24 protein-coding genes and 1 pseudogene are annotated in these 24,295 nt (G+C 65.8%); 1 reads left to right on the forward strand and 24 read right to left on the reverse strand.

All coding sequences use genetic code 11. The features are described from left to right. Nucleotides 1-62 precede the first annotated feature (62 nt). The 24 genes and pseudogenes from F9Z44_RS16400 to F9Z44_RS16515 form a co-directional block, all read right to left on the reverse strand. The gene (locus F9Z44_RS16400; protein WP_159607795.1) at nucleotides 63-284 is read right to left on the reverse strand and encodes a hypothetical protein; all 222 of its coding nucleotides are present in this window, start codon (nucleotides 282-284) and stop codon (nucleotides 63-65) included. Between the two features lie 96 nt (nucleotides 285-380). Further along, the gene (locus tag F9Z44_RS16405; protein ID WP_159607796.1) at nucleotides 381-887 is read right to left on the reverse strand and encodes a DM13 domain-containing protein; all 507 of its coding nucleotides are present in this window, start codon (nucleotides 885-887) and stop codon (nucleotides 381-383) included. A gap of 71 nt (nucleotides 888-958) precedes the next feature. Next, entirely contained in the window at nucleotides 959-1,462 is a 504-nt protein-coding gene (locus F9Z44_RS16410; protein WP_159607797.1) for a 6,7-dimethyl-8-ribityllumazine synthase, read from the reverse strand. 63 nt (nucleotides 1,463-1,525) lie between these two features. Continuing rightward, the gene (locus F9Z44_RS16415) at nucleotides 1,526-2,371 is read right to left on the reverse strand and encodes a DUF429 domain-containing protein (protein WP_159607798.1); all 846 of its coding nucleotides are present in this window, start codon (nucleotides 2,369-2,371) and stop codon (nucleotides 1,526-1,528) included. A gap of 7 nt (nucleotides 2,372-2,378) precedes the next feature. After that, nucleotides 2,379-3,260 carry an EamA family transporter gene (locus tag F9Z44_RS16420; protein ID WP_159607799.1) on the reverse strand — a complete coding sequence of 294 codons (882 nt, stop codon included), beginning with the start codon at nucleotides 3,258-3,260 and terminating at the stop codon, nucleotides 2,379-2,381. Between the two features lie 141 nt (nucleotides 3,261-3,401). Beyond that, a complete protein-coding gene (locus F9Z44_RS16425) occupies nucleotides 3,402-3,827 on the reverse strand; it encodes a BLUF domain-containing protein (protein ID WP_159607800.1) in 426 nt (141 codons plus the stop codon). Between the two features lie 39 nt (nucleotides 3,828-3,866). After that, nucleotides 3,867-4,592, reverse strand: coding sequence for a GTP cyclohydrolase I (gene folE / locus F9Z44_RS16430; RefSeq protein ID WP_159607801.1), 726 nt, complete (start codon nucleotides 4,590-4,592; stop codon nucleotides 3,867-3,869). 36 nt (nucleotides 4,593-4,628) lie between these two features. Continuing rightward, nucleotides 4,629-6,497, reverse strand: coding sequence for an ATP-dependent DNA ligase (locus F9Z44_RS16435; protein WP_159607802.1), 1,869 nt, complete (start codon nucleotides 6,495-6,497; stop codon nucleotides 4,629-4,631). After that, on the reverse strand, nucleotides 6,494-7,537 hold the full coding sequence (locus F9Z44_RS16440) for a ligase-associated DNA damage response exonuclease (RefSeq protein ID WP_159607803.1): 1,044 nt from the start codon (nucleotides 7,535-7,537) through the stop codon (nucleotides 6,494-6,496). The genes F9Z44_RS16435 and F9Z44_RS16440 overlap by 4 nt, the downstream gene beginning before the upstream one ends. An 88-nt stretch (nucleotides 7,538-7,625) precedes the next feature. Then, nucleotides 7,626-8,942 (reverse strand): cardiolipin synthase ClsB, encoded by a 1,317-nt coding sequence (gene clsB / locus F9Z44_RS16445; RefSeq protein WP_442907209.1) that lies wholly within the window; start codon nucleotides 8,940-8,942, stop codon nucleotides 7,626-7,628. Then, on the reverse strand, nucleotides 8,939-9,667 hold the full coding sequence (locus F9Z44_RS16450; RefSeq protein WP_159607804.1) for an endonuclease/exonuclease/phosphatase family protein: 729 nt from the start codon (nucleotides 9,665-9,667) through the stop codon (nucleotides 8,939-8,941). The genes clsB and F9Z44_RS16450 overlap by 4 nt, the downstream gene beginning before the upstream one ends. 41 nt (nucleotides 9,668-9,708) lie before the next feature. Beyond that, a complete protein-coding gene (gene nudB, locus F9Z44_RS16455; RefSeq protein ID WP_159607805.1) occupies nucleotides 9,709-10,167 on the reverse strand; it encodes a dihydroneopterin triphosphate diphosphatase in 459 nt (152 codons plus the stop codon). A gap of 11 nt (nucleotides 10,168-10,178) precedes the next feature. Then, entirely contained in the window at nucleotides 10,179-10,490 is a 312-nt protein-coding gene (locus F9Z44_RS16460) for a YqjK family protein (protein WP_159607806.1), read from the reverse strand. Beyond that, a complete protein-coding gene (locus F9Z44_RS16465) occupies nucleotides 10,487-10,861 on the reverse strand; it encodes a phage holin family protein (protein ID WP_159607807.1) in 375 nt (124 codons plus the stop codon). Before F9Z44_RS16465 ends, F9Z44_RS16460 begins: the two co-directional genes overlap by 4 nt. Before the next feature lie 11 nt (nucleotides 10,862-10,872). Further along, the gene (locus tag F9Z44_RS16470) at nucleotides 10,873-11,193 is read right to left on the reverse strand and encodes a DUF883 family protein (protein WP_159607808.1); all 321 of its coding nucleotides are present in this window, start codon (nucleotides 11,191-11,193) and stop codon (nucleotides 10,873-10,875) included. Between the two features lie 151 nt (nucleotides 11,194-11,344). Further along, nucleotides 11,345-13,147, reverse strand: coding sequence for an aspartate--tRNA ligase (gene aspS, locus F9Z44_RS16475; RefSeq protein WP_159607809.1), 1,803 nt, complete (start codon nucleotides 13,145-13,147; stop codon nucleotides 11,345-11,347). 48 nt (nucleotides 13,148-13,195) lie between these two features. After that, entirely contained in the window at nucleotides 13,196-13,876 is a 681-nt protein-coding gene (locus F9Z44_RS16480) for a DUF502 domain-containing protein (protein WP_159607810.1), read from the reverse strand. A gap of 10 nt (nucleotides 13,877-13,886) precedes the next feature. Then, the gene (locus F9Z44_RS16485; protein WP_159607811.1) at nucleotides 13,887-14,231 is read right to left on the reverse strand and encodes an FmdB family zinc ribbon protein; all 345 of its coding nucleotides are present in this window, start codon (nucleotides 14,229-14,231) and stop codon (nucleotides 13,887-13,889) included. Nucleotides 14,232-14,395: 164 nt separating this feature from the next. Continuing rightward, the gene (ubiB, locus tag F9Z44_RS16490) at nucleotides 14,396-15,961 is read right to left on the reverse strand and encodes a ubiquinone biosynthesis regulatory protein kinase UbiB (RefSeq protein ID WP_159607812.1); all 1,566 of its coding nucleotides are present in this window, start codon (nucleotides 15,959-15,961) and stop codon (nucleotides 14,396-14,398) included. After that, the gene (locus F9Z44_RS16495) at nucleotides 15,958-16,533 is read right to left on the reverse strand and encodes a ubiquinone biosynthesis accessory factor UbiJ (protein ID WP_236574167.1); all 576 of its coding nucleotides are present in this window, start codon (nucleotides 16,531-16,533) and stop codon (nucleotides 15,958-15,960) included. The genes ubiB and F9Z44_RS16495 overlap by 4 nt, the downstream gene beginning before the upstream one ends. 147 nt (nucleotides 16,534-16,680) lie before the next feature. After that, nucleotides 16,681-17,690: pseudogene (locus tag F9Z44_RS16500) on the reverse strand (Tim44 domain-containing protein). Between the two features lie 36 nt (nucleotides 17,691-17,726). Continuing rightward, nucleotides 17,727-18,458, reverse strand: a complete 732-nt coding sequence (gene ubiE, locus F9Z44_RS16505; RefSeq protein ID WP_159607814.1) for a bifunctional demethylmenaquinone methyltransferase/2-methoxy-6-polyprenyl-1,4-benzoquinol methylase UbiE — start codon at nucleotides 18,456-18,458, stop codon at nucleotides 17,727-17,729. Nucleotides 18,459-18,468: 10 nt separating this feature from the next. Continuing rightward, nucleotides 18,469-18,882, reverse strand: coding sequence for a gamma-butyrobetaine hydroxylase-like domain-containing protein (locus tag F9Z44_RS16510; RefSeq protein ID WP_159607815.1), 414 nt, complete (start codon nucleotides 18,880-18,882; stop codon nucleotides 18,469-18,471). A 28-nt stretch (nucleotides 18,883-18,910) separates the two neighbouring features. Further along, nucleotides 18,911-22,789 (reverse strand): DUF3683 domain-containing protein, encoded by a 3,879-nt coding sequence (locus F9Z44_RS16515; protein WP_159607816.1) that lies wholly within the window; start codon nucleotides 22,787-22,789, stop codon nucleotides 18,911-18,913. 176 nt (nucleotides 22,790-22,965) lie between these two features. Here F9Z44_RS16515 and ugpB point away from each other — a divergent pair, with 176 nt between their 5' ends. Next, entirely contained in the window at nucleotides 22,966-24,282 is a 1,317-nt protein-coding gene (gene ugpB, locus F9Z44_RS16520; RefSeq protein WP_159607817.1) for a sn-glycerol-3-phosphate ABC transporter substrate-binding protein UgpB, read from the forward strand. Nucleotides 24,283-24,295: the final 13 nt, after the last annotated feature.

The following is a 24,295-nucleotide window of genomic DNA, read 5'->3' on the forward strand; positions in this document are numbered from 1 at the left end:
TTCGTGTGGGAGCGTGAGAGCCGGCTTGCGCGGCATCGGCAGAGAAACAGATGCCCTGGCCATCAGCCCTTTTTGCCACCCATCACCAGCAGTGCAACGCCCACCACGATGGCGCCAACGCCGGCCCACACCGGCACATTGACGGTTTCCTTTTCCTTCACGGTGAGCTCCAGCGGGCCGAGCTTCACGGCCGAGGTGTCCTTGGTGTAGCTGAAACTGCCGTAGATCAGGCCGATGGCGCCCGCAGCGATGAGGAGGATGCCGACCAGTTTGGCTGTGTTCATGAGAAGTTCCGTTCCGTGAAGAAGCGCTTCCGTCGATGGACCAGAGCGGCCTCGACGCAGCACAGGGGGCCATGATGCATCAATTGCCCGAAGCATTCAGGTCGGATCGCGGTAACGCGCGGCGCTGATGAACTGGCCAAAGGTTTCGCACCACACGATGACGCTGGTATAGCGCGAAGGCTCGGTGCCTGCGGGCAAGGTCACGATGAAGTTCTCGAAGGTCTTCACATCACCCACGCGCAGCATGGTGGGCTTGAGCCGCTGGAAATCGGCCTCGGTCTCCACGAATTCGGGCGAGAGGTAGAGCTTGTAGTCGGGCCCGGGCGCCAGTCGCCCGGTGAACGCAATCTGCTGCGGGCTGATCGTGACCATGCCTTCGCCCCAGTGCAAGGGGTCGCTGTCCTTCAAGTCGCGGCGGAACTCGCCGCGGTACATGCCACCCGCTGCGGCCTGCGCCACCTGGTCCGCACTGGGACCGTCCGGGGCGATGAGGATGGGCAGTGCATAGATGCCGGCGGCAAAGCCCACGAGCACGGCCAACAGGTGCGATGCCATGAACATCGCTGTGCGGAGACGACGAGTGGGGCGGGTGGTGTCGGGCATGTTGCATTCCTTCCAACGAGACTCTGGTTCGTCTGTGACCGACCAAAAGCCTTACAGCCGACTGGCCGCCCTCAGGAGGACAACAAACCGTCCAGCCGCCGCAAGCCGGCCACGGTCTGCAGGCAGGCCTGTGCGGCCTCGGTGCCCTTCACCGCGAAGTGCCGCATAAAGTAGCGGCGGTGTTCCACGTGTTCGTGAAAGTGGTGCGGCGCCTGCACGGCCGAGATCACCGGCACGCCGGTGTCCAGCTGCACGTCCATCAGCGCCTGCACCACGGTCTGTGCCACGAAGTCGTGGCGGTAGGTGCCGCCGTCCACCACCAGCGCGCTGCCCACCACCGCAGCGTAGCGACCCGAACGGGCCAGTCGCTGTGCGTGCAGCGGAATCTCAAACGCGCCGGGCACATCGAAAACATCGATGGTATCGGCCTTGAAACCACCGCGCGCCATTTCTTCGAAGAACGCATCGCGCGCCTGGTGAACGATGTCGGCATGCCACGAGGCTTCAACAAAAGCAAAGCGCAAACCGGTGGGCAATTCGGGCAAATGGGGAAGTTCGTTCGGGGTGGTGTTCATGGTGTGGGATGTGACGCATGGCTCGCGGCCATTGTAGGGAGCAGGGGTGTTGGCGACGGTGCTTCAGGCGCTCACGATCCAGCCTTCCAGCGGATCGAATTCGGGCAGACCCCAGCGCGGATGACCCGCTTCGTGCTGCGCCTGCGCCCAGGCGGCCTGAAGCAGGCAGAGCACGGCATCCAGGCTGTCGCCACTGGCGTCGTCGGCGAGCTGATCACGCTGGGCGTGCGTGAGCTTCAAGCGCAGGCCGCTGGCCTGCAGCAGCGGTGCCTGGCCGTTTTCCAGTGCGTTGATGAGGGTCTTGCGCGCGATCAGCCGATCGGGTGTCTGCTTGGCCTTGTCGTCGCTTTTGTACGACGTGGTGCCGAGCACGCTGCGCGCGAGCAGGCCTGGGTAAGCCTCCAGGCCCACGCGCGAACCATCGCCGGGCAGCAGGCCGGGCAAGGTGAGGCCAGCGGCCATGAGGCGCGGCACACCCGCGTGCAACATGAACGCCACCGGCGGGTTGACCCACTTCATGCTCGGGCTGGAACGGGCTGGCCCGTCGGTGGCGCGGTGGGCGAACTTCTCGCCCACCGGGCGCGCATTGCAAAAGCCGGCAAACGACTCGCGGATGGCCTCTCGGCTGAGGCTGGCGTAGTGGGCCATGCAGGCCGCCCAGTCGGTGGGCCAGCCCAGGGTGGTGACAAGTTCGCGCGGCAAGCCGAACGGAAGGTCGAACCCACCCACCCACTGCTGGGACGCGGACATGCGCGCCTGCCAGGCATCCAGTGTCTCGAAGCGCTCCATGCCATTCAAGATGACGCGGTGGCGGTCCGCGCGGCCCACGGCCAGCGTGATGGGTTTGCGGCGGCTCGGTGCGCTGGTGAAGTCGCAGCCCAGCAAGGTGGGCAAGGAGTGAACGGTCATGCCGCGATCATCCCAGCGCGAGCGCCATCACGCCGGCAGCGATCAACATGGCCCCGAGCAGGCGCGCCAGCCGGTCGCCTTCGCCGAGCAACTGACCACCGATGAGGGCAGCAAACAACATGGACACTTCGCGCGCGGGTGCCACGTGGGACAGCGGTGCCTGCTGCATGGCAAAGAGCACCAACACATAGGCCACCGGACTGACCACCGCCACCAGCAAGGCATAGCGCCACTGCGCATGCCACAGCCGGCGAGCCGTGGGCAGATCGCGCAGCACACTGGGCGCCAGCAGTGCCACGCGCACGAAGTTGCCCATGTAGTCCACCAGGATGGGCGACATCAGCACCACCTTGACCGCATAACCATCGACCACCGTGTAGGACGCGATGAACACACCCGTGACCACACCGTAGACCATGCCCTTGTGCACGCGCTTGCGCGCCATCGGGTCGTGTGCCGCCCGCAGCAGGCCGGGGCCGCCGGCAATGAGGAACACGCCGCCCACCACGCCCGCAACACCCACCACGCCCAGGGCCGAGATCTGTTCGCCCAGCAACACGATGGCCACCAGCGACGACAACAAAGGTCCGGTGCCGCGCGCCATGGGATAGACCACCGTGAGGTCGGACTTGCGGTAGCCGCGCAGCAGGATCACGTAGTAGAAAACATGCAGCACACCGCTGGCCAGCACCAGCAGCCACTCAACACGGCCCCAGCCGGGCACCACATCGCGCCCCACCCACCAGCCCAGTGGCGCCCACACCAGCATCATGAGAAAGGCGTTGAAGAAGGCGAAGCGCGCATCGCCGCCGGCCTTCTTGACGGCGATGTTCCAGCCGGCGTGGATCAGGCCCGCGAGAACGATCAGACCGAGCGCGGTCAGGGACACGGCGCGTGAGGGGAAGTCTGGTCCAGGGGCAACAAGGGTCCGGCTCCGCCGGCCCGAGGTGCCGTCCCCCTTCCCAGCGCCACAGGCGCGCCAGAGAGGGGGGAAGCCGCGCAGCGGCGCAGGGGGGAGTCCCTCAATGCGTCAAGCCCTTCCGATGATGCTCGCGGTGGCCATCAGCTCTTCGAGCAGGGCCAGGGAGACTTTGCCCGACACCGCGTACGGGTCGAACTCGGGCTTCTCCGAGTACTTCAGCACGATGGAGGTGTTGAGCTTGGACAAATTGACCTGGCCCATGGTCCAGCCACCGAAGCGGCGCTCGGTGATTTCTTCGTAGTGCAACAGCTCCACACCGGTGTGGCGCTCGTCGGCCACGATGTGGTTGTAGAGCGTGTTGACCGCGCTGCGCCCGCCTTCGATCGCCTGCAGGAACACACCACCGCCGTAACACAGCACGCCCGTGATGCCGTAGCCCATGTTGTGCGAACGCGAAGATTCGAGGATGGACTCGATGACGCGGGGGGAGTCTTTTTCGACAGCGCGGCTGACGTAGAGGAGGCGGACGAGCATGGTGTTCTTCTTCTGGATGGTCTTTGAATGCGCTTGAGATCAGCGTGGGATGAGCGAGAGGAATTCGCGCCGAAGGTTGGGGTCCTTGAGGAACACGCCGCGCATGACCGAGTTGATCATCTTGCTGTCCATGTCCTTCACGCCTCGCCAGGCCATGCAGTAGTGGCTGGCCTCCATCACGATGGCCAGGCCGTCGGGCTGGGTCTTCTCCTGGATCAGGTCGGCCAGTTGCACCACCGCTTCTTCCTGGATCTGCGGACGGCCCATGATCCATTCGGCCAGGCGCGCGTATTTGGACAGGCCGATCACGTTGGTGTGCTCGTTGGGCATCACGCCGATCCAGATGCGACCGATCACCGGACAGAAGTGGTGGCTGCAGGCGCTGCGCACGGTGATGGGGCCGACGATCATCAGCTCGTTGAGATGTTCGGCGTTGGGGAACTCGGTGACCGCCGGTCCTTTGACGTAGCGGCCATTGAACACTTCCTTGATGTACATCTTGGCCACGCGGCGCGCGGTGTCGCCGGTGTTGTGGTCGTTCTCGGTGTCGATCACCATCGCTTCGAGCACTCCCTTCATCTTCTCGGCCACCTCGTCGAGCAACAGATCGAGCTCACCGGGCTGGATGAACTCAGCGATGTTGTCGTTGGAATGGAAGCGCTGGCGCGCCGCTTTCACGCGCTCGCGAATCTTGACGGAGACGGGCGTTCCGATGTCCTCGTCGGGGGTTGAAGGCGTCATGGGGGTGTCGGATTTCATCAGCATGGGGCATGCTATCACCCGATTTCCCGCCAGGGAGGCTCAGCCGTCTTGACCGATTTTCGCTGGGGTTTTCGCCAGCAAATGCTCCAGCTCCTGCAAGGTGCTCGCCTCGTGCAGCGGCTTGTCGTAGCGGATGCGCTGCATGCGCGGAAAACGCAGCGCCACACCGCTCTTGTGACGGGTGCTGCGGGCGATGCCTTCGAAGGCGAGTTCAAACACCATCGTGGGCCGCACGCTGCGCACGGGACCGAACTTCTCCAGCGTGTGCTGACGGATCACCGCGTCAACCGCCTTGAACTCTTCGTCGGTCAGGCCCGAGTAGGCTTTGGTGAAGGCCACGAGTTGCAACGCGCCTGGCACAGCGGGTTCGCGGCGGGCGATGGCGTCCACCACGGCCTGGGCTTCTTCGGCGCTGGCCGGCGCGCGGTTCCACACGGCGAAGGTGTAGTCGGTGTAGACCGAAGCGCGGCGGCCGTGACCGGCCTGGGCGTAGATCAGCACGCCGTCGATGTTCAGTGGATCGATCTTCCATTTCCACCAGGCCAGCACGGCGTCTTCAGTGTCGGTGCCCGGGCCTGCCCAGCGCTTCTGCCGGCCGGTGCCGTAAGCACTGTGGCGGTGTTTGAGCATGAGCCCCTCCACACCGAGTTCGCGCGCCCTTGACCTTTGTTCGGCGAGCGCGGGCCAGTCGCTGCCTTCGACGCGCGGCGACAGCCACAGGTGCATGCCGGTCGCTGCGTTCATCGCCATGGCCAATGCCTCCAGACGGTCGCGGCGTTCGGTCTGTGGCAAGGCGCGCAGGTCTTGCGCGCAGGCTTCCAGCAGGTCGTAGGCCATGAAGCTCACCGGTGCGTCGGCCAGCACCTTGGCATTCAGCGTCTTGCGGCCAATGCGCTGCTGCAACAAGGCAAACGGCCCGGGCCGCCCGGGCCGGTCGCTGCCCGGCAAGGCGCTGACACCATCGCCGTCGTGCCAGACCAGGATCTCACCATCGACCACCGTGCCGTCGGGCCAGCGCTGCGCGAGCGCCTGCAGCTCGGGGAACCGGTCGCTCATGAGCTCTTCGCCGCGCGACCACACCCACACCTGGCCAGCGCGTTTGACGATCTGGCCGCGGATGCCGTCGAACTTCCACTCGGCCAGCCAGTCGCTGACCGGACCCAGGCGCGCCTGCATGGCCTGTGCGACGCTGGTGCTGGCGACTTCCATGTCCAGCAGATCGTCGCTGGCGTCCATGCCCAAGGGGCTGGCGAGAAAAAACGGATACGGCTGGCTGGGCTCTCGCTGCGCATGCTCGAAGCCCGGCGCCTCGGCCGGTGCCAGCAGCGCCCGGTACTGCGTGGCGGTCGGCAGTCGCTTCCCATCGCTGAAGCCCATCATGCGAGCGGCCACCTGCTTGGCGTCCAACCCCGCATGCTGGGCAATGGCGCGCTGCACCAGCAGTTTGCTCACCCCCACGCGAAAGCCACCGCCCACCAGCTTGACCAGCAGGAAACGTCCGGTGGCGTCCAGCTCGCGCCACCAGGCGCGCAGGGCCACAGCCACCGCCTCGTCGCCCTGCCCGCGCAGGGGCAGCAGGCGCTGCTCCATCCAGTCGCTCAGGCTCACCGCCAGGCCGTCTGCGCTCGCGGGTGCGGGCAGCACCAGGGCGATGGTTTCGGCCAGATCGCCCACGGCCTGGTAACTCGCGTCGAACAACCACGCGGGCAGGCCAGAGGCCTCTTCGGCGAGCGCGCGCAGCTGCGCGGTCTTGATCAGCTGGCGCGGTTTTCCGCCCGACAGGAAATACACAGCCCACGCGGCATCGGCGTCGTCCACCGCGCTCAGGTAGCGCTGCAGTGCAATGACCTTGGCGCTGGTCGAGGTGGTCGCGTCGAGGTCGGCGAACAGGTCGGCGAAGCGCTTCATGCTGCGGGAGCGGGCACGATCTCGGCCCGGGTTTCGTGTTCGTCTCCGTATTCGGTGTCGAAGCCCTCCGCCTGCAGACCTTGCTCTTGCAGGTAGCGCACCAGCACCGGCACGCTGCCGTGCGTGACGATCACGCGCTCGGCACCGCTGGCACCAATGGCACCCAACAACCCGGGCCAGTCGGCGTGGTCGCTGAGAACAAAACCGCGGTCGTGCCCGCCGCGCCGGCGCTGGCCGCGCACCTGCATCCAGCCGCTGGCGAACGCGTCGGAGAAATCGCCGAAGCGTTTGATCCACGGCGTGCCGAGTGCGCTGCCGGGGCAGAGCACCAGCGCGCGCTGCAGGCTGGCCTTGTCGGTCACATCGCTCACCATCAGCGTCTCGGGCAGGGGCACGCCGGCGGCGCGGTAGGCGCGGTTGAGCGGCTCCACCGCGCCGTGGCAGACGATGGGCCCGATGGACGCATCGACCCCGCCCAGGATGCGCTGCGCCTTGCCCAGGCTGTAGCACACAAGCACGCTGGCGCGCCCGGCCTCGGCGTTGTCGGCCCACCACTGGTTGATCTGCCCAAACAGCTCGGCATCCGGTCGCCAGCGGTAGATGGGCAGGCCGAAGGTGGACTCGGTGATGAACACATCGCTGCGCACGGATTCGAACGGCGTGCAGGTGCGGTCGGGCGTGGCGCCGGCGGGTGTGGTGCGGTAGTCGCCGCTGGCCACCCAAATGCGGCCACCGTGCTCCACCCGCACCTGGGCCGAGCCCAGCACGTGGCCGGCCGGGTGCAGCGAGATGCGCACGCCGTTGTGCTCCACCGCCTCGCCATACGCCAGCCCCTGCAGCGTGATGCCCTGCCCCAGCCGCGAGCGCAGCAGGCCTTCGGACACCGCGGTGGCGAGGTAGTGCGCGTGGCCGGGGCGCGCGTGGTCGGCGTGCGCGTGGGTGATCACGGCGCGCTCGACCTTGCGCCAGGGGTCGATGTAGAAGTCGCCCGGCGGGCAGTACAGGCCTTGCGGGCGCTGGACGATCAGGTCGTCGTTCATGCGGGGATCCGCCGCCGGGCCGCCCCAAGGCGTATCAGCCCCCTCGGGGGGCAGCGACCCGCGCAGCGGTGGAGCGTGGGGGCAGTCATCAATAGCGATGACCAGTGACAAAAAGCGTGGCGCGCATGATGCCGAACGCAATCCGGTCGAGCACGCGCTGCGACCAGTGCCGGCTGCTCAGTGCCTGCACATCGATCATGTCACCCGCGTTCTGCACGAGGCCATCGAGGTGGCTGCGCAGCAGGCTGGCAAAGCGCTGGTCGGTGGTCATCACGTTGGCCTCGCGCGCCAGCAGCAGCGAGAGCGGGTCCAGGTTGGTCGAGCCCACCGTGGCCCAGCGCTCGTCCACCACCGCCACCTTGGCGTGCAGCGCACTCGGCGCGTATTCGTGGATCTCAATACCGGCGTTGAGCAGGCGCTGGTAGACCGGGCGCGCGGCGCGGTACTGAAAGAAGTTCTCGTACTTGCCCTGCGACAGCAGGCGCACCCTCACGCCCCGCGCGGCCGCGAGGACGAGCGCGCGACGCAGCTTGCGCCCGGGAATGAAATACGCATTGGCGATCACGATCTCGCGCCGTGCCGCGCCGATGGCCTTGAGGTAGGCGCGCTCGATGTCGTGGCGGTGGCTCACGTTGTCGCGCAGCAGCAGGGTGGCGCGGGCACTGTCCACGCCCAGGGGTGCGGCGACCGTGTCGCCAAACGTGCTGTCGCTGCCCACGCCCTGCCCGCTGGTCCGGACCGTGTCCAGCTTTTGCAGCAGGCGCGAGAAATCGCCCACCGGGCGCGACTCGCGCAAGGCCTCCCAAGCCGCCTTGAACTCGCGCCGGCGTGCGCTGCGCGCGGCCTGCAGCCGCCACCAGAGCTGCTCCATGGTCTCCGCCATGTCGCGCACCAGCGGCCCGGCCACGCGCAGCGAGAAGTCCAGTCGCGGAGCGTCGAGCTTGCCCAGGGCCACGTCGTCCTGGTCGTCAATGATGTTGATGCCACCGCAAAAGCCCACCGTGCCATCGACCACGCAGAGCTTGCGGTGCAGCCGCCGCCAGCGGCTGGGCAGCAGCAGGCCGAAGCGGCCCAGCGGCGCATAGATGTGCCACATCACGCCGGCGGCATCGAACCTTTCCTGCCAGGCCTTCGGTATGGCTGGCGTGCCCACGCCGTCGATCACCAACCGCACCACCACACCGCGCTGCGCGGCCCGCTCCAGCGCCTCGGCCACGCTGAGCGCGGAGCCAGCGAATTCGAAGATGTAGGTCTCCAGGTGCACCACGCGGCGCGCGGCGTCCATGGCCTCGACCATGGCGGGAAAGAACTCCACGCCACCCTGCAGCAGCAACAGCTGGTGACCGCCCCTCAGGGCGCCATGCACCGCGCGCGAGCGGCGCAACGAAACGCTGGTGGCGTTCACAGTTCCAGCTCGGCGATCAGCGGCAGGTGGTCCGACATGCGCGCCCAGGCGCGCCCGTGCGGCACCTGAGCCGACAGCGGCCGCAGCCCCCGCACGAAGATGCGGTCCAGGTGCAGCAGTGGCAGGCGCGAGGGATAGGTCGGCAGGCGGATGCCTTCAAACGTCCGCAGGCCCAGATCGGCCATGGGCCGCAGCAGTTGCGCGCCCCAATCGTTGAAATCGCCGGCAACGATCAGCGGCGCGGTCTCAGGCAGTTCGGTGGCGATGTATTCGCCCAGCCGCTGCACCTGCCGCTCGCGGCTGGCATGGATCAGGCCCAGGTGCACCACCACCACGTGTACGTCGATGCCATCGACCAGCAACTGCACATGCAGCAAACCACGCTGCTCGAAGCGGTGGTCGGAGACGTCGGAGTGTTTGCTCTCGATCACCGGCCAGCGCGACAGCAGCGCGTTGCCGTGCTCCCCGTGGCGCGTGACGGCGTTGGTGCGGTAGACCGCCTCGTAGCCGTCTGGAGTGAGGTAGCTGGCCTGGTCGAGGTCGGGCCAGCGGGTGAACTGTTTTTCGAGCTTGCGGTTGTGTTGACGCACCTCCTGCAGGCAGACGATGTCGGCATCGAACTGTTCCACCGCGTGCGCCAGGTTGTGGATCTCCAGCCGCCTTGCCGGACCCAGGCCTTGCACGCCCTTGTGGATGTTGTAGGTGGCGACGCGAACAATGCTCATGGGCAAATCATGCCACCAACACACCGCGCGGCGCGAGGCGATCAGTTCACCCTGGCCATCATTCTGGGCAGCCAGGAAATGGCCTCGGCGTTGGACGGCGAAAAACAGCGTTCGGCCGCTTCCTGCCAGGGCAGCCACACCTGGGCGCGGTGCTCGCGCGGGCTCAGCAGCACCGGCACGGCCCGGGGAATGCACAGGCCGAACAGATGCTCGGTGTTGTGTGTCACGCCCTCTGCATAACGGTGGCGCCACTGCGGGTAGATCTCGTACACGTTCTCCAGCGCCCAATCGACAAGCGCGTGGCCATTCGCTCGCGCGTCCAGCCCGGTTTCTTCCGCCACCTCGCGCACGGCGGTGAGCTCGAACGGCTCGTCCAGGGTGTCCTTGGAGCCGGTCACGGATTGCCAGAAACCCGGTGCGTCGGCGCGTTCGATCAGCAGCACCTCCAGCGCCGGCGTGTGGATCACCACCAGCACCGATTGCGGAATCTTCGGTGGCATGGACAGGTGGATCAGAGCAGGCGAGACGCCGCGCTGCCCGCCGAGCGCGCACGCTGCAACAGCTTCCAGCCAGACCACGCCCTCAGGGCCAGCCCCAGCGCTCGGCGCGGCCGCCACAACGCAACAGCCAGCACGCCGCCCGCCACCACCAAGGGGTTGGCGCGCAACCAATGCCAGGCGTCCTGCAAGCGATCAGCCCATACCAAGGCCGGCTGCACCACCTGCATCTGCTCAGCCACACGGCTGCGCAATTGACCAGACCGATGCACCAGCAACTCGCGCCTGCGCGCGAGTTGTTCGGCACGGTCCGGCGCAGCGCTCATGAGCCAAGGCCCTCGCGGTCTTGCTGGAGCTCCTTGACCGTGGCCGAGAACAGCCGGGTGCCATTGCGCACCCGTTCGCGCGCCAGCCAGGCCGCCACGAACCCCAGGCCCAGGAACAGGCCAGAGAACAAGGCCAACGGCACAAGGCGGTGGGTGTCCCACAGTGCCACGGTGATCAACATGGCCAGAAAGCCCAGCCCCAGGCTGAGAAAAGCCACGGCCACGGCGCCATAGACCAGCAGGCCACCGACGCGCAGCACTTCTTCCTGCGCTTCCACGCTGAGCAACTCCAGCCGGAGCTGAAGCAGTTCCAGCACGGTGGCTGTCAGCCCCTTGAGCGAGGCCGACAGGCGGGTCGGGGGCACCGACATGCCGGAATCGTTCAACGCCGGCTGATCAGCAAGCCGATCAGCAGTCCGATGCCGGCGGCGGTGCCCACGGCACGCCAGGGGTGCTCGTGCACGTAGTCGTCGGTGGCGCGGGCCACCTCGCGGGTCTTTTCCTTGATCGCGTCTTCCGCGTCCAGCAGCTTGTGGCGAGCCTGGCGCAGGTTGTCGTTGATGCGCTCGCGCAGCTCCACCACCTTGCCTTCGGTCTGGTGCGCCGTGGCCATCATCAGCTCTTCGGCGTCGGCAATGACGCGCTGCAGGTCGGCCACCAGTTTCTCTTTGTTGGCCAGGGTGTCTTGGGCGTTCTTGCTCATGGATGGGCTCCTTTCAAAAGTTCATCCTAACAAACCCTCACCCGTAACCCGCCCTACGTTTCGTTACCGCACCGGCAGGCTGCGGCACACCGCCCGGCTCCAACAAAAAAGGGCGGCACCTGCCGCCCTCTCATGTGGTGCCCGCCGCGGGTCAGGCGGATTTGGCCAGGTCCGTGTTGCGCAAGCGGATGTGCAGCTCGCGCAGCTGCTTCTCGTCCACCAGGCTGGGAGCCTGGGTCAGCAGGCACTGGGCGCGCTGGGTCTTGGGGAAGGCGATCACGTCGCGGATGGATTCGGCACCGGTCATCAGCGTGACGATGCGGTCCAGGCCGAAGGCCAGGCCTCCGTGGGGCGGCGCGCCGTACTGCAGCGCGTCGAGCAGGAAGCCGAACTTGACCTGGGCTTCCTCGGGCGTGATCTTCAAGGCATCGAACACCTTCTGCTGCACGGCGGCGGTGTGGATACGCACCGAACCGCCACCGATTTCCCAGCCGTTGAGCACCATGTCGTAGCCCTTGGCGATGCACTTCTCGGGTGCGGTGACCATCCAGTCCTCGTGGCCGTCTTTCGGCGCGGTGAAGGGGTGGTGCACGGCCGTCCAGCGGTCGGCTTCCTCGTCGTGCTCGAACATGGGGAAGTCCACCACCCACATCGGCGCCCAGCGGCTTTCGAACAGGCCATTTTTCTTGCCCAGTTCGCTGTGGCCGATCTTCAGGCGCAGTGCGCCAATGGCGTCGTTGACCACCTTGGCCTTGTCGGCGCCGAAGAAGATGATGTCGCCGTTCTGTGCCTTCGTGCGCGCCAGGATGTCGGCCACGGCCTTGTCGTGCAGGTTCTTGACGATCGGACTCTGCAAGCCGTCGCGGCCTTTGGAGGCGTCGTTGACCTTGATCCAGGCCAGGCCCTTGGCGCCGTAGATCTTGACGAACTCGGTGTAGGCGTCGATCTCGCTGCGGCTCATGTCGGCGCCGCCACGCACGCACAGTGCGACCACACGACCACCCTTCATGGTGGCTGGGGCGGAGAAGACCTTGAAGTCCACATCGCCCATCACGTCGGTGAGTTCGGTGAACTCCAGCATCACGCGCAGGTCGGGCTTGTCGGAGCCGAAGCGGTGCATGGCTTCGCTGTAGGCCATCACCGGAAATTCGCCCAGGTCCACGCCCAGCGCGTTCTGGAACACCGTTTTGATCATGCCCTGGAACATGTCGCGGATGTCTTCTTCGGTCAGGAACGAGGTCTCGATATCGATCTGCGTGAACTCGGGCTGGCGGTCGGCGCGCAAGTCTTCGTCGCGGAAGCACTTGGTGATCTGGTAGTAGCGGTCGAAGCCGGCCACCATGAGCAGCTGCTTGAACAGCTGCGGGCTTTGCGGCAGCGCGAAAAAGTGGCCGTCGTGCACGCGGCTGGGCACGAGGTAGTCGCGCGCGCCTTCGGGCGTGCTCTTGGTGAGCATCGGTGTCTCGATGTCGATGAAGCCGTTGGCGTCGAGGAACTTGCGCACTTCCATCGCCACGCGGTAGCGCAGCATCAGGTTGTTCTGCATGTAAGGGCGGCGCAGATCGAGCACGCGGTGGGTCAGGCGCGTGGTCTCTGAGAGGTTGTCGTCATCCAGCTGGAACGGCGGCGTGACCGAGGGGTTGAGCACCTGCAGGTCGTGGCACAACACCTCGATCTGGCCGCTCTTGAGCTTGTCGTTGGTGGTGCCGGCGGGACGAGCGCGCACGAGGCCGGTGACCTGCACGCAGAATTCGTTGCGCACGTCTTCGGCGGTCTTGAACATCTCGGCGCGGTCGGGGTCGCAGACCACCTGCACATAGCCTTCGCGGTCGCGCAGGTCGATGAAGATCACGCCACCGTGGTCACGGCGGCGGTTCACCCAGCCGCAGAGCTTCACGGTTTCGCCCAGTTGGGCCTCGGTCACCAGACCGCAGTAGTGGGTACGCATCGCCATTTCGCTTCTTCTTTCAACAGGTTCGCGGGTTGGACCCGCAGGGGAACATCAGGAGGTCTTCTCGATGGCGCCGTCGGCGCCCACCTTGAGGTGCAGATTCTTGGGTCCACCGGGCACGATCACGCCCATGGACACGATGTAGGTCAAGGCTTCGTCCACGCTCATCTGCAGCTCCACGCAGGCGCTCTTGCGCACCATCACGAAGTAGCCGCCGGTGGGGTTGGGGGTGGTGGGCACGTACACGCTGTGAAATTCGTCGAGCTCGCTGGTTCGACCCGGTTGCGTTTGCAGGTGGTGCAACACGTCACCGGCGGGGGCGCCGGTGAGGAAGCCAATGGTCCACATGCCTTCGTGCGGCCACTCGATCAGCAAGGCCTTGCGAAAGGCATTGCCTTTCTCGGAAAACAACGTGTCCGACACCTGCTTGACGCCCGAGTAGATCGAACGAACCACGGGAATGCGGTGCAGCAGCGCATGCCACCAGCTCACCAGCTTGTTACCGATGATGTTGGTCGCCAGGGCGCCGATGGAGAGCACCACCACCAGTGCAAACACCACGCCCAGGCCGGGAATGTGCACACCGAAGAGCTGGTCGGGCTGCCAGCTGGTGGGCAGGATGCGCAGCGTCTGGTCGAGCGTGCTGACCACCCACTCCAGCACCCAGAGCGTGATGATCAGCGGCACCAGCACCAGCAGGCCCGAGAACAACCATTTGCGCAAAGACGGCATGCGGATTGGCTCAGGAACCCGACGGTGTGGTCGGGGTGGCAGGTGCCGGCGCGGCTGCGGGTGCAGCGGCGGGCGCGGCGGGCGCCGCTGCGGCGGCGGCATCACCGGCCGGTTTGGCGGGTGCTGCGGCAGCGGGCGCGCCTTCGGTGGCCGGCGTGGCAGCGGGCTTGTTGCCCTCGCGGAAATCGGTGACGTACCAACCCGAGCCTTTGAGCTGGAAACCGGCGGCGGTCAGCTGCTTCTTGAAGCTCGATTGACCGCAGGCCGGGCATGTGGTGAGCGGGTCGTCGGACATTTTCTGCAGCACGTCCTTGGCATGGCCGCAGGACTCGCACTTGTAGGCATAGATGGGCATGGCGTGAACCTGGTGAAGAAGGGGGGTTGTCCCGTCAGGGCAGCCACCCGGCGGGTGCACTGCACTCCCCGGTGGGAAGCGGAACAAAACCCGTCATTATAAATTGAGGGGGTGTCGGGTGCCCTGCCGGGCGTCGGCATCGGGCGGCCCATGGCCGCCCGATGTCACCAGAGGCGCACGCGCACCAGCACCTGCATCACGATGAGACCGAGCAAAAAGCCCAATCCTCCGTACAGGATCGCTTGCAACAGGCGGTTGGTGCGGCGCTGCTCGACCAGCAGGCTGTCGAGTTCACGCCGCAGTTCGTGTGGCTTGTGCTGCAGGTAGTCGTTGATCAGGCGCGGCAGCGCGGGCAACAGCTTGGCGTATTGGGGCGCCTCGGCTTTCAGCTGCTGGAGCAGCTTCTGCGGCCCCACCTGCTCAATCATCCACGTCTCCAGGAACGGCTTGGCGGTGTTCCACAGATCGAGCTCGGGGTCGAGGTCGCGCCCCAACCCCTCGATGTTGAGCAGGGTCTTCTGCAACAGCACGAGCTGGGGCTGGATCTCCACCTGGAAGCGGCGCGAGGTCTGAAACAGGCGCATGAGCACCATGCCGAGCGAGATTTCCTTCAGCGGGCGGTCGAAGTAAGGTTCGCACACCGCTCGGATGGCCGATTCGAGCTCGTCCACCCGCGTCTCGGCAGGCACCCAGCCGGACTCGATGTGCAGCTCGGCCACGCGCTTGTAGTCGCGGCGGAAGAAGGCCGTGAAGTTCTGCGCAAGGTATTCCTTGTCGAACTCGGTCAGGGTGCCGACGATGCCGAAATCCAGCGAGATGTAGCGCCCGAAAGTGGCGGGCGCCGTGCTCACTTGGATGTTGCCCGGGTGCATGTCCGCGTGGAAGAAACCGTCGCGGAACACCTGCGTGAAAAACAGGGTCACGCCATCGCGCGCGAGCTTTGGGATGTCCACGCCCAGGGCGCGCAGTTCGTCAACCTTGTTGATGGGCAAGCCATGCATGCGCTCCATCACCATCACCTCGGTGTAGCAATAGTCCCAGAGCATCTCCGGGATCAGCACCAGGTCCAGACCCTGCATGTTGCGGCGCAGTTGCGCGGCATTCGAGGCCTCGCGCAGCAGGTCCAGTTCGTCGTGCAAGTATTTGTCGAACTCCCCCACCACCTCGCGCGGCTTGAGGCGCTTGCCGTCGGCAGAGAGGCGCTCTACCCAGCCGGCCATCATGCGCATGAGGCTGAGGTCCTTGTCAATCACCGCCAGCATGTTGGGTCGCAGCACCTTCACGGCCACCTCGCGCCCACCGTGGCGGCCATCGCGCAAGGTCGCAAAGTGCACCTGGGCGATTGACGCGCTGGCCACCGGCACCTGTTCAAAGTGCGTGAACACCTCGGACAACGGCTTGCCAAACGCCCGCTCGATGCTGGCCACCGCCACCTCGCTGGGAAACGGCGGCACACGGTCCTGCAGACGGGCAAGTTCGTCGGCGATGTCGGGTGGCAGCAGGTCGCGGCGGGTCGACAAAACCTGGCCGAATTTCACGAAGATCGGGCCCAGGCGCTCCAGGGCTTCGCGCAGGCGCTCGCCACGCGGCGCATCGAGATTTCGGCCGACGGAGACGATGCGCGTGAGCAGGTGGATGCCGCGGCCACGGAAGCTGGAGAGCACCAGCTCGTCCAGCCCGTAGCGCAAGACCACCCAGACGATGAACGCGCCGCGAAAGAGCCGCGTCATGCGCTGGGTCCGCCGTCGCGCGGCGGCACGCCGGCATCGGACGCGGGCGCACTGGCGAAGGGCGGCCTGGCGGGAAAGCCCTCAGGCATGCGGGCCACGAACGACTTGACGGCCGTGGCTGCGGATCGCGCGAACCGCGCGATCGTGTGGGCGGTGGCGTCACCCACCACCCGGGACAGGTCTTCCTCCACGTCCCAGCGCACGTTGTCCACCAGCCAGGCCACCTCGGCCGCCAGTTGCACATCGCCCTGGATGTCCACGCCGGGCTTCTGCCCGGCAAGCACGCTTTGGGCGAGCTCGAGCGGTGAGGTCTGGGTGAGCGTGACGCTGAGTTCGGGCTTCGCGCCGGGCGCACAGCGCTCCAGCAAACCGGCGGCCGTGGGTGCCAGCGTGAGGTGGAAGTCGCCCCACTGGATGCGCACGGGCTTGCCCTTCTGGCGGCGCAGGCGGTCCTGCGCGGCGGGCTCTTGCATGAGCACGTGGTTGAGGAACAGCACGAGGCGGTTCTGCAACTCGTCCACCACCCAGTCAGGCGGGCGGATCGAGCCCAGCAAGGATTGCAGGAAGTTCAAGGGCGAGGCGCCAGAAGCGCCCGGGCCGGACGAAAAAACGGGTGGTTCATTTTTCATGACCACCCGATTTTGACGGATAAAGCACGGTGCACGGCACCATCGGCCATTCCCCGCTCAAGCTCGGGACTCTTGCCCGACCCATTGACCTTATTGCAGCGCCTGCACGCCTGCCACCAGCCAACCGCCCGAGCCGCTCTTGGGGCGCGTGATGTTCCAGACTTCGCGGAACGGGTTGGGGCCGGAGGACGCGTCTTCGCGGATCATTCCCGAGAACTCCACGCTGGCCATGTACTCGTCTTCGGTTTCTTCGATGCCGAGCAGTTGGGCATCAAGCATCACCACTTCAGTCTTGTTGACCCCCCCCCGCTGGCGGATTCCCGCTCGGCCAGCTGGCTGCGAATCTGCTCAAGCATGCCGTCGGTCATCATGGCGCGCAGGCTCGGGATGTCGGAGCGGTCCCAGGCGTCTTGCAAGCTCACGAAGTTGGCCTTGGAGGCTTTGAGGAATCCGTCGGCATCAAAGCCGGCCGGCACACCCCAGGTCTGGCGCCCCATCAGGGCCGCACCGATCATCGAGCCACCCGCGGGCGCGTGGGCCGTGTCCAGCGCAGCGGGGCCACTGCGTTCCCAGGGGCGGGCGGACGCGTCGTTGCCGACGTTCTGCGGGGAGTAGCTGCGCGGCGTGGCAGGGTCGAACTGGGAGTTGCCCGACTGCGTGGCCGGGCCACCGGCGCCTTGGTAGGCCAGTCCACCTGCTGCACCGCTGGCCGCCGAGCGACGGCGCATCACCATGCCGATCACCGCCATGACCACCGCAGCGAGCAGCGCAAACATCAGGAACTGGGCAAAACCTTCCCCCAAACCCAGCGAAGAAGCCAGCCAAGCCAGGCCAAGGCCCGCGGCAAGGCCACCGAGCATGGCGCCCCAGGGCCGCTTGGGCGCTGCGGCAGCCGCCGGACTGGTGGTGGCCGGGCGGGCGGCGGCGTTTTGCGTCGGCGCGGGGGTGGCCTGCTGCGCGGGCGCCGTGGTGCTGCGCTGCTGCGTCACGTTGGTCGACTGCTTGCCGAACGACAAGCCTCCACCCATGCGCTTGGCCCAAACCTCCTGCGAGCTCAGCGCCATGGCGCAAACCAGCATCACCGACCACAACTTGTACATGTCCCTGTCTCCTTCAATCAAAAACCACAACCACGATCAGCATTTGATACCCACATGCAACGCCACCACGCCGGCGCTGAGGTTGTGCACATCCACGTGGCCGAAGCCCGCGCTGCGCATCATCTGCCGCAACTCTTCCTGGCCCGGGTGCATTCGAATGGACTCCGCGAGGTAGCGGTAGCTGTCCTCGTCGTTGGCCACCAGCTTGCCCAGCTTGGGCAGGATGTTGAACGAGTACCAGTCATAAGCCTTTTCGAGCGGTTTCGCCACCCGGGAAAACTCCAGCACCAGCAGCTTGCCGCCCGGCTTGAGGGTGCGATGCATCTCGGCCAGCGCGAGTTCCTTGTTCGTCATGTTGCGCAGTCCAAAGGCCACCGACACGAAATCGAACGAATCGCTGGCAAACGGCAACTTCTCTGCGTCGCACACCAGCGTGGGGAGCACGACACCCTTGTCCAGAAGGCGCGTGCGGCCTTCGCGCAACATCGCCTCGTTGATGTCGGTGTGCACCACGCGGCCGGTGGGCCCGACCTTGTTGGCAAACGCCAGGGACAGATCGCCGGTTCCGCCTGCGATGTCGAGCACGCGGTGACCCGGCTGCGGGTTGGCCACGGTGAGTGTGTAACGCTTCCAGAGCCGGTGCAGGCCGGCCGACATCAGGTCGTTCATCACGTCGTACTTGGGTGCGACCGAGTCGAACACGCTGCGCACACGGGACGCCTTTTCCCGCTCGTCGACGGTCTTGAAGCCGAAATGGGTGTCTGCCATGGCCGCGCCTTCAGTGGCTGCCGCAGGCGTGGCCGCCCTTTTCGATCATGGGCGCGTCGCGCTCCATGCCGGCGGCGGCCAGCCGCGCGGTGTAGTCGGCCCAGAGTTCGGCCTGTTTCGAGCCCAGGAAATACAACAGGTCCCACGAGAAGATGCCCGAGCTGTGGCCATCGGAGAAGGTGGGCTGCACTGCGTAGTTGCCCACCGGTTCCAGGGCAACGATGCCGACCTCGCGCTTGCCGGTCTGCAGCACCTCCTGGCCCGGACCGTGTCCCTGCACTTCGGCAGAGGGCGAATACACACGCATCAGCTCGAACGGAATCTTGAATTCCTGCCCGTCGGAAAAGCCGATCTCAAGCACATGCGACTGCTGGTGCAGCGTGATCGATTGCGGCGATGGGGTGTTCTTGTCGAGTCCGGCCATGGGAATTGTCTCCGTGTATGTTGTGAGGTCAGACCAGCACGCGTTCGATGCCGCCTTCGTTGGCCTTGGCCACATAGGCGGGCAGCCAGTCTTCGCCCAGGATCTGGCGCGCCATCTCGACCACGATGTAGTCGGCTTCGAGCAGGCCGTTGTTCAGGTCATCGCCGTAGCGCGTGAGGCCTTGCAGGCAGCTCGGGCACGAGGTGAGGATCTTCACGTTGTCCGTTGCACCGACGGTGCCGGCGGCGCGCAGGGCGGCTTCACCCTTGAGCAGCTCCTCTTCCTTGCGGAAGCGGATCTGGGTGGAAATGTCGGGCCGGGTCACGCCCAGCGTGCCCGACTCACCGCAGCAGCGTTTGCTCTCCAGCACGTTGTCACCCACCAGCGCCTTCACCGTCTTCATCGGCTCCTGCAGCTTCATGGGGCTGTGGCAGGGGTCGTGGTAGAGGTAGCCCCCCTGGCCGGCCGGCAGCGTGATGCCTTTTTCGAGCAGGTATTCGTGGATGTCGATGATGCGGCAGCCGGGGAAGATCTTGTCGAATTCGTAGCCCTGGAGCTGGTCGTAGCAGGTGCCGCAGCTCACCACCACGGTCTTGATGTCCAGGTAGTTCAGCGTGTTGGCCACGCGGTGGAACAGCACCCGGTTGTCGGTGATGATTTTCTCGGCCTTGTCGAACTGGCCACTGCCGCGCTGCGGATAGCCGCAGCACAGGTAGCCGGGCGGCAGCACGGTCTGCACGCCGGCGTGCCACAGCATGGCCTGCGTGGCCAGGCCCACCTGGCTGAACAGCCGCTCGGAGCCGCAGCCCGGGAAGTAAAACACCGCCTCGGTCTCGGCCGTGGTGCCCACCGGGTTGCGGATGATGGGCACGTAGTCCTTGTCTTCAATGTCCAGCAAGGCACGCGCGGTCTTCTTGGGCAGGCCGCCGGGCATCTTCTTGTTGATGAAGTGGATCACCTGCTCCTTGATGGGAGCCGGCCCCAGCGTGGCGGGCGGCGCGCTGGTCTGCTTGCGGGCCAGTCGCTTGAACAGGTCGTTGGCCAGGCGCTGCGCCTTGAAGCCCACGCCCACCATGGCGCCGCGCATGAACTTGATGGTCTCGGGGTTGGTCGCGTTCAGGAAGAACATGGCCGCAGCATTGCCGGGCCTGAAGCTCTTCTGGCCCATCTTGCGCAACAGGTTGCGCATGTTCATGGTCACGTCGCCAAAGTCGATCTTCACCGGGCAGGGGCTCAGGCACTTGTGGCACACCGTGCAGTGATCGGCCACATCCTCGAACTCTTCCCAGTGCTTGATGCTGATGCCGCGCCGGGTCTGCTCTTCGTACAGGAAGGCCTCCACCAGCAGCGAGGTGGCCAGGATCTTGTTGCGCGGGGAATAAAGCAGGTTGGCGCGCGGCACGTGCGTGGCGCAGACCGGTTTGCACTTGCCGCAGCGCAGGCAGTCCTTGACCGAATCGGCGATGGCGCCGATGTCGCTCTGCTGCATGATCAGGGACTCGTGACCCATGAGGCCAAAGCTCGGCGTGTAGGCGTGAGACAGGTCGGCACTGCGCAGGCTGACGTCACCGCCCACGCCCTGGCGCAGCAGCTTGCCCTTGTTGAAACGGCCTTCGGGGTCGACGCGGTCCTTGTACTCGGCAAACGGACGCAGTTCCTCGTCGGTGAGGAACTCCAGCTTGGTGATGCCGATGCCGTGCTCACCCGAGATCACGCCGTCCAGGCTGCGAGCGAGCACCATGATGCGGGCCACAGCTTCGTGCGCTGTCTGCAGCATCTCGTAGTCGTCGCTGTTGACCGGCAGGTTGGTGTGCACGTTGCCGTCGCCGGCGTGCATGTGCAGCGCCGCCCACACGCGACCCTTGAGGACGCGCTTGTGAATGGCGGTGCACTCTTCGAGCACAGCGCCGAATGCGGCCCCGGTGAAGATCTGCTGCAGCGGGGCACGGAGCTGAGTTTTCCAGCTGGCGCGCAGGCGGTGGTCTTGCAACTGTGGGAACAGGCTGTCCACGTCACGCAGCCAGCCAGCCCACAGCGCGCGCACCTCGCGCACCAGCACCAGGGCCTGTTGCACACGGTCTTCCAGCAGTTCGGCGCTGGGAATGTCGTTGGCGTCGTCGGTCTTGCCCAACGGCAACTGGCCTTTGGCAAAGAAAGCCTCCAGCGCGTCGGCCAGCTTGATCTTGTTGCGCAGCGAGAGCTCGATGTTGATGCGCTCGATGCCCTCGGTGTACTCGCCCATGCGCGGCAGCGGGATCACCACGTCTTCGTTGATCTTGAAGGCGTTGGTGTGTTTGCTGATGGCCGCGGTGCGCTTGCGGTCGAGCCAGAATTTCTTGCGCGCCTCGGCGCTGATGGCCACGAAGCCTTCACCGCTGCGCGAGTTGGCCAGGCGGATGACTTCGCTGGTGGCGCGCGCCACGGCATCGGCGTCGTCGCCCACGATGTCGCCCACCAGCACCATCTTGGGCAGCGTGCCGCGCTTGCTCTTGGTGGCGTAGCCCACCGCCTTGAGGTAGCGGTCGTCCAGGTGCTCCAGACCGGCAAGGATGGCACCACCCGGGCGCTTCATCTCGGTGAACATGAAGTCCTTGATCTCCACGATCGAGGGCACGCAGTCGCGCGGATTGCCAAAGAACTCCAGGCACACGGTGCGCACGTGCTCGGGCATGCGGTGCACCACCCAGCGCGCACTGGTGATCAGGCCGTCGCAACCTTCTTTCTGGATGCCGGGCAGGCCGCTGAGGAACTTGTCGGTCACGTCCTTGCCCAGACCTTCCTTGCGGAAGGTCTTGCCGGGGATCACGAGCTGTTCGGTGCGCACCGGGGTCTTGCCGTCGGCCTCGAACGTCTTCAGCTCGAAGCTGGCGACATCAGCGTCGTGGATCTTGCCCAGGTTGTGGTCGAGCCGGGTGACTTCGAGCCACTGCGCCTGCGGCGTGACCATGCGCCAGCTCAGCAGGTTGTCCAGCGCCGTGCCCCACAGCACGGCCTTCTTGCCACCAGCGTTCATGGCGATGTTGCCGCCCACGCACGAGGCCTCGGCCGAGGTCGGGTCCACGGCAAACACATGGCCCGCGCGCTCTGCGGCGTCGGCCACGCGCTGCGTCACCACGCCGGCTTCGGTCCAGATGGTGGGCAGGGGTTTGTCGTGGCCGGGTGCCTTCACCCACTCCACCTCGGTCATGGCTTCGAGCTTTTCGGTGTTGATCACCGCGCTCTTCCAGGTCAACGGGATCGCGCCTCCGGTGTAACCGGTGCCACCCCCGCGCGGGATGATGGTCAGGCCCAGCTCGTAGCAGCCCCTGACCAGCAAGGCCATCTCGGACTCGGTGTCGGGCGTGAGCACCACAAACGGGTATTCCACGCGCCAGTCGGTGGCGTCGGTCACGTGCGAGACGCGCGACAGCCCGTCAAACTTGATGTTGTCGTGCGCGGTGAGCTTGCGCAGCGCCTTGGTGGCGCGCTGGCGCAGCGCGGCCATGTCTTCAAAGGAGCGGGAGAAGGCATCCACAGCGCCTTTGGCTGCCTGCAGCAGCTCGGCCACCAGCTGGTCGCGCCCGACGTCGTCTTGCGGCGTGCGGCGCTTCTGCACCTCGGTCAGGCGGTGGTGCAGGGCATCCACCAGCAGTTTGCGGCGTTTCGGCGTGTCCAGCAGGTCGTCCTGCAGGTAGGGATTGCGCTGCACCACCCAGATGTCGCCCAGCACTTCATACAGCATGCGGGCGGAGCGCCCTGTGCGGCGCTCGCCGCGCAGTTCGTTCAACAACGTCCAGGCCCGCTCACCGAGCAGGCGCTGCACGATTTCACGGTCGGAGAACGAGGTGTAGTTGTAGGGAATCTCGCGCAGGCGCGGTGCTTCGTCGGAGGTCACGGCGAAGAGCGAAAGCGGTGTGGGAGCGTTCATGGCTGTGGCAGACGCCAACGTGACAGTAGGGAGCCCAAGATGGTACCGCAGGCCCCATACACCCATCCCTCTTATGGAAACCCCTGTTGTCACCGGCGGGAAACGCCGTTGCAATCGATTCGTCACACGGGGCCCCTACCCTACGGCCTCCCATTCCAAGAAATTCAGGAGCACCCATGAACAAGCCTTTCTTTCCTGTGGCCAGCGCCCTGGCGCTCACCGCCCTCTTGAGCGGCCCGGCCCATGCCCAAACCGAAATCCAGTGGTGGCATTCGATGACGGGTGGCCTGAACGACTGGGTGCTCGACCTGGCCAATGGTTTCAATGCCAGCCAGAAGGAATACAAGATCGTGCCGACCTACAAGGGCACCTATGACGAAACCATGCCGGCGGCCGTGGCGGCCTTCCGTGCCGGCAATGCGCCTCACATCCTTCAGGTGTATGAGGTCGGCACCGCGACCATGATGGCCGCCAAAGGTGCCATCGTGCCGGTGGGCAAGGTGCTGGCCGACGCCGGCTACAAGTTCGACTCCAAGGCCTACATCCCCGCGGTGGTGGGCTACTACACCGCCCCCAACGGCCAGATGCTGAGCTTCCCGCTCAACAGCTCGACCACCGTCTTCAATTACAACAAGGACCTGTTCAAGAAAGCCGGCCTGGACCCGAACAGCCCGCCCAAGACCTGGCCTGAGGTGGTGCTGGCTGCAGCCAAGCTCAAGGCATCGGGCGTGAGCTGCCCCTTCACGACCAGCTGGCAGGGCTGGACCCAGCTCGAGAGCTTTTCGACCTGGCACAACACCGAGTTCGCCACCAAGGGCAACGGCTTTGGCGGCACCAGCGCGCGGCTGAACTTCAACAGCCCGCTGCACGTGCGCCACATCGAGAACCTGGCCAACATGGCCAAGCAGGGCCTGTTCGTCTACCGCGGCCGCGGCAACGCCGCCGATGCACCGTTCTACTCGGGCGAATGCGCGATGGCCACGGCCTCGTCGTCGACCTACGCCAGCATCAAGAAGAACGCCAAGTTCGACTTCGGCATTGCCCCGCTGCCCTACTACCCAGACGTGGCCGGCGCGCCGCAGAACACCGTGATCGGCGGCGCCTCGCTGTGGGTCATGGCGGGCAAGAAGGCGCCCGAATACAAGGGCGTGGCTGAATTCTTCAACTACCTGACCAACGCCGAGATCCAGGCCAAGAGCCACCAGCGCACCGGCTACCTGCCGATCACGCTGGCCTCGTTCGAAGCCACCGAAAAAGCCGGCTTCTACAAGCAGAACCCAGGCACGGACGTGGCCGTGAACCAGATGATCCGCAAGACCACCGAGAAGTCGCGCGGCATCCGCCTGGGCAACTTCGTGCAGATCCGGGCGATCGAGGACGAGGAGCTGGAGCAGGTCTGGGCCGGCAAGAAATCCGCCAAGGAAGCGCTGGACAGCGCGGTCAAGCGCGGCAACGAATTGCTGGTGCGCTTCGAGGCGGCCAACAAGAACTGAGTCCCCGGGGTGG

The organism is Hydrogenophaga sp. PBL-H3 (assembly GCF_010104355.1).
In the GTDB taxonomy this organism is placed as follows: domain Bacteria; phylum Pseudomonadota; class Gammaproteobacteria; order Burkholderiales; family Burkholderiaceae_C; genus Hydrogenophaga.

What these genes read in the sequence shown, in the direction of transcription:
- folE (WP_159607801.1), bottom strand. Translation starts at nt 4,592, where the DNA reads ATGCTGATGAAATCCGACACCCCCATGACGCCTTCAACCCCCGACGAG.
- F9Z44_RS16465 (WP_159607807.1), bottom strand. Translation starts at nt 10,861, where the DNA reads ATGTCGGTGCCCCCGACCCGCCTGTCGGCCTCGCTCAAGGGGCTGACA.
- ubiB (WP_159607812.1), bottom strand. Translation starts at nt 15,961, where the DNA reads ATGACGCGGCTCTTTCGCGGCGCGTTCATCGTCTGGGTGGTCTTGCGC.
- aspS (WP_159607809.1), bottom strand. Translation starts at nt 13,147, where the DNA reads ATGGCGATGCGTACCCACTACTGCGGTCTGGTGACCGAGGCCCAACTG.
- F9Z44_RS16515 (WP_159607816.1), bottom strand. Translation starts at nt 22,789, where the DNA reads ATGAACGCTCCCACACCGCTTTCGCTCTTCGCCGTGACCTCCGACGAA.
- F9Z44_RS16480 (WP_159607810.1), bottom strand. Translation starts at nt 13,876, where the DNA reads ATGCCGTCTTTGCGCAAATGGTTGTTCTCGGGCCTGCTGGTGCTGGTG.
- F9Z44_RS16485 (WP_159607811.1), bottom strand. Translation starts at nt 14,231, where the DNA reads ATGCCCATCTATGCCTACAAGTGCGAGTCCTGCGGCCATGCCAAGGAC.
- F9Z44_RS16510 (WP_159607815.1), bottom strand. Translation starts at nt 18,882, where the DNA reads ATGGCCGGACTCGACAAGAACACCCCATCGCCGCAATCGATCACGCTG.
- F9Z44_RS16405 (WP_159607796.1), bottom strand. Translation starts at nt 887, where the DNA reads ATGCCCGACACCACCCGCCCCACTCGTCGTCTCCGCACAGCGATGTTC.
- F9Z44_RS16435 (WP_159607802.1), bottom strand. Translation starts at nt 6,497, where the DNA reads ATGAAGCGCTTCGCCGACCTGTTCGCCGACCTCGACGCGACCACCTCG.
- F9Z44_RS16415 (WP_159607798.1), bottom strand. Translation starts at nt 2,371, where the DNA reads ATGACCGTTCACTCCTTGCCCACCTTGCTGGGCTGCGACTTCACCAGC.
- F9Z44_RS16425 (WP_159607800.1), bottom strand. Translation starts at nt 3,827, where the DNA reads ATGCTCGTCCGCCTCCTCTACGTCAGCCGCGCTGTCGAAAAAGACTCC.
- F9Z44_RS16450 (WP_159607804.1), bottom strand. Translation starts at nt 9,667, where the DNA reads ATGAGCATTGTTCGCGTCGCCACCTACAACATCCACAAGGGCGTGCAA.
- F9Z44_RS16460 (WP_159607806.1), bottom strand. Translation starts at nt 10,490, where the DNA reads ATGAGCGCTGCGCCGGACCGTGCCGAACAACTCGCGCGCAGGCGCGAG.
- nudB (WP_159607805.1), bottom strand. Translation starts at nt 10,167, where the DNA reads ATGCCACCGAAGATTCCGCAATCGGTGCTGGTGGTGATCCACACGCCG.
- F9Z44_RS16470 (WP_159607808.1), bottom strand. Translation starts at nt 11,193, where the DNA reads ATGAGCAAGAACGCCCAAGACACCCTGGCCAACAAAGAGAAACTGGTG.
- F9Z44_RS16410 (WP_159607797.1), bottom strand. Translation starts at nt 1,462, where the DNA reads ATGAACACCACCCCGAACGAACTTCCCCATTTGCCCGAATTGCCCACC.
- ugpB (WP_159607817.1), top strand. Translation starts at nt 22,966, where the DNA reads ATGAACAAGCCTTTCTTTCCTGTGGCCAGCGCCCTGGCGCTCACCGCC.
- F9Z44_RS16440 (WP_159607803.1), bottom strand. Translation starts at nt 7,537, where the DNA reads ATGAACGACGACCTGATCGTCCAGCGCCCGCAAGGCCTGTACTGCCCG.
- F9Z44_RS16400 (WP_159607795.1), bottom strand. Translation starts at nt 284, where the DNA reads ATGAACACAGCCAAACTGGTCGGCATCCTCCTCATCGCTGCGGGCGCC.
- ubiE (WP_159607814.1), bottom strand. Translation starts at nt 18,458, where the DNA reads ATGGCAGACACCCATTTCGGCTTCAAGACCGTCGACGAGCGGGAAAAG.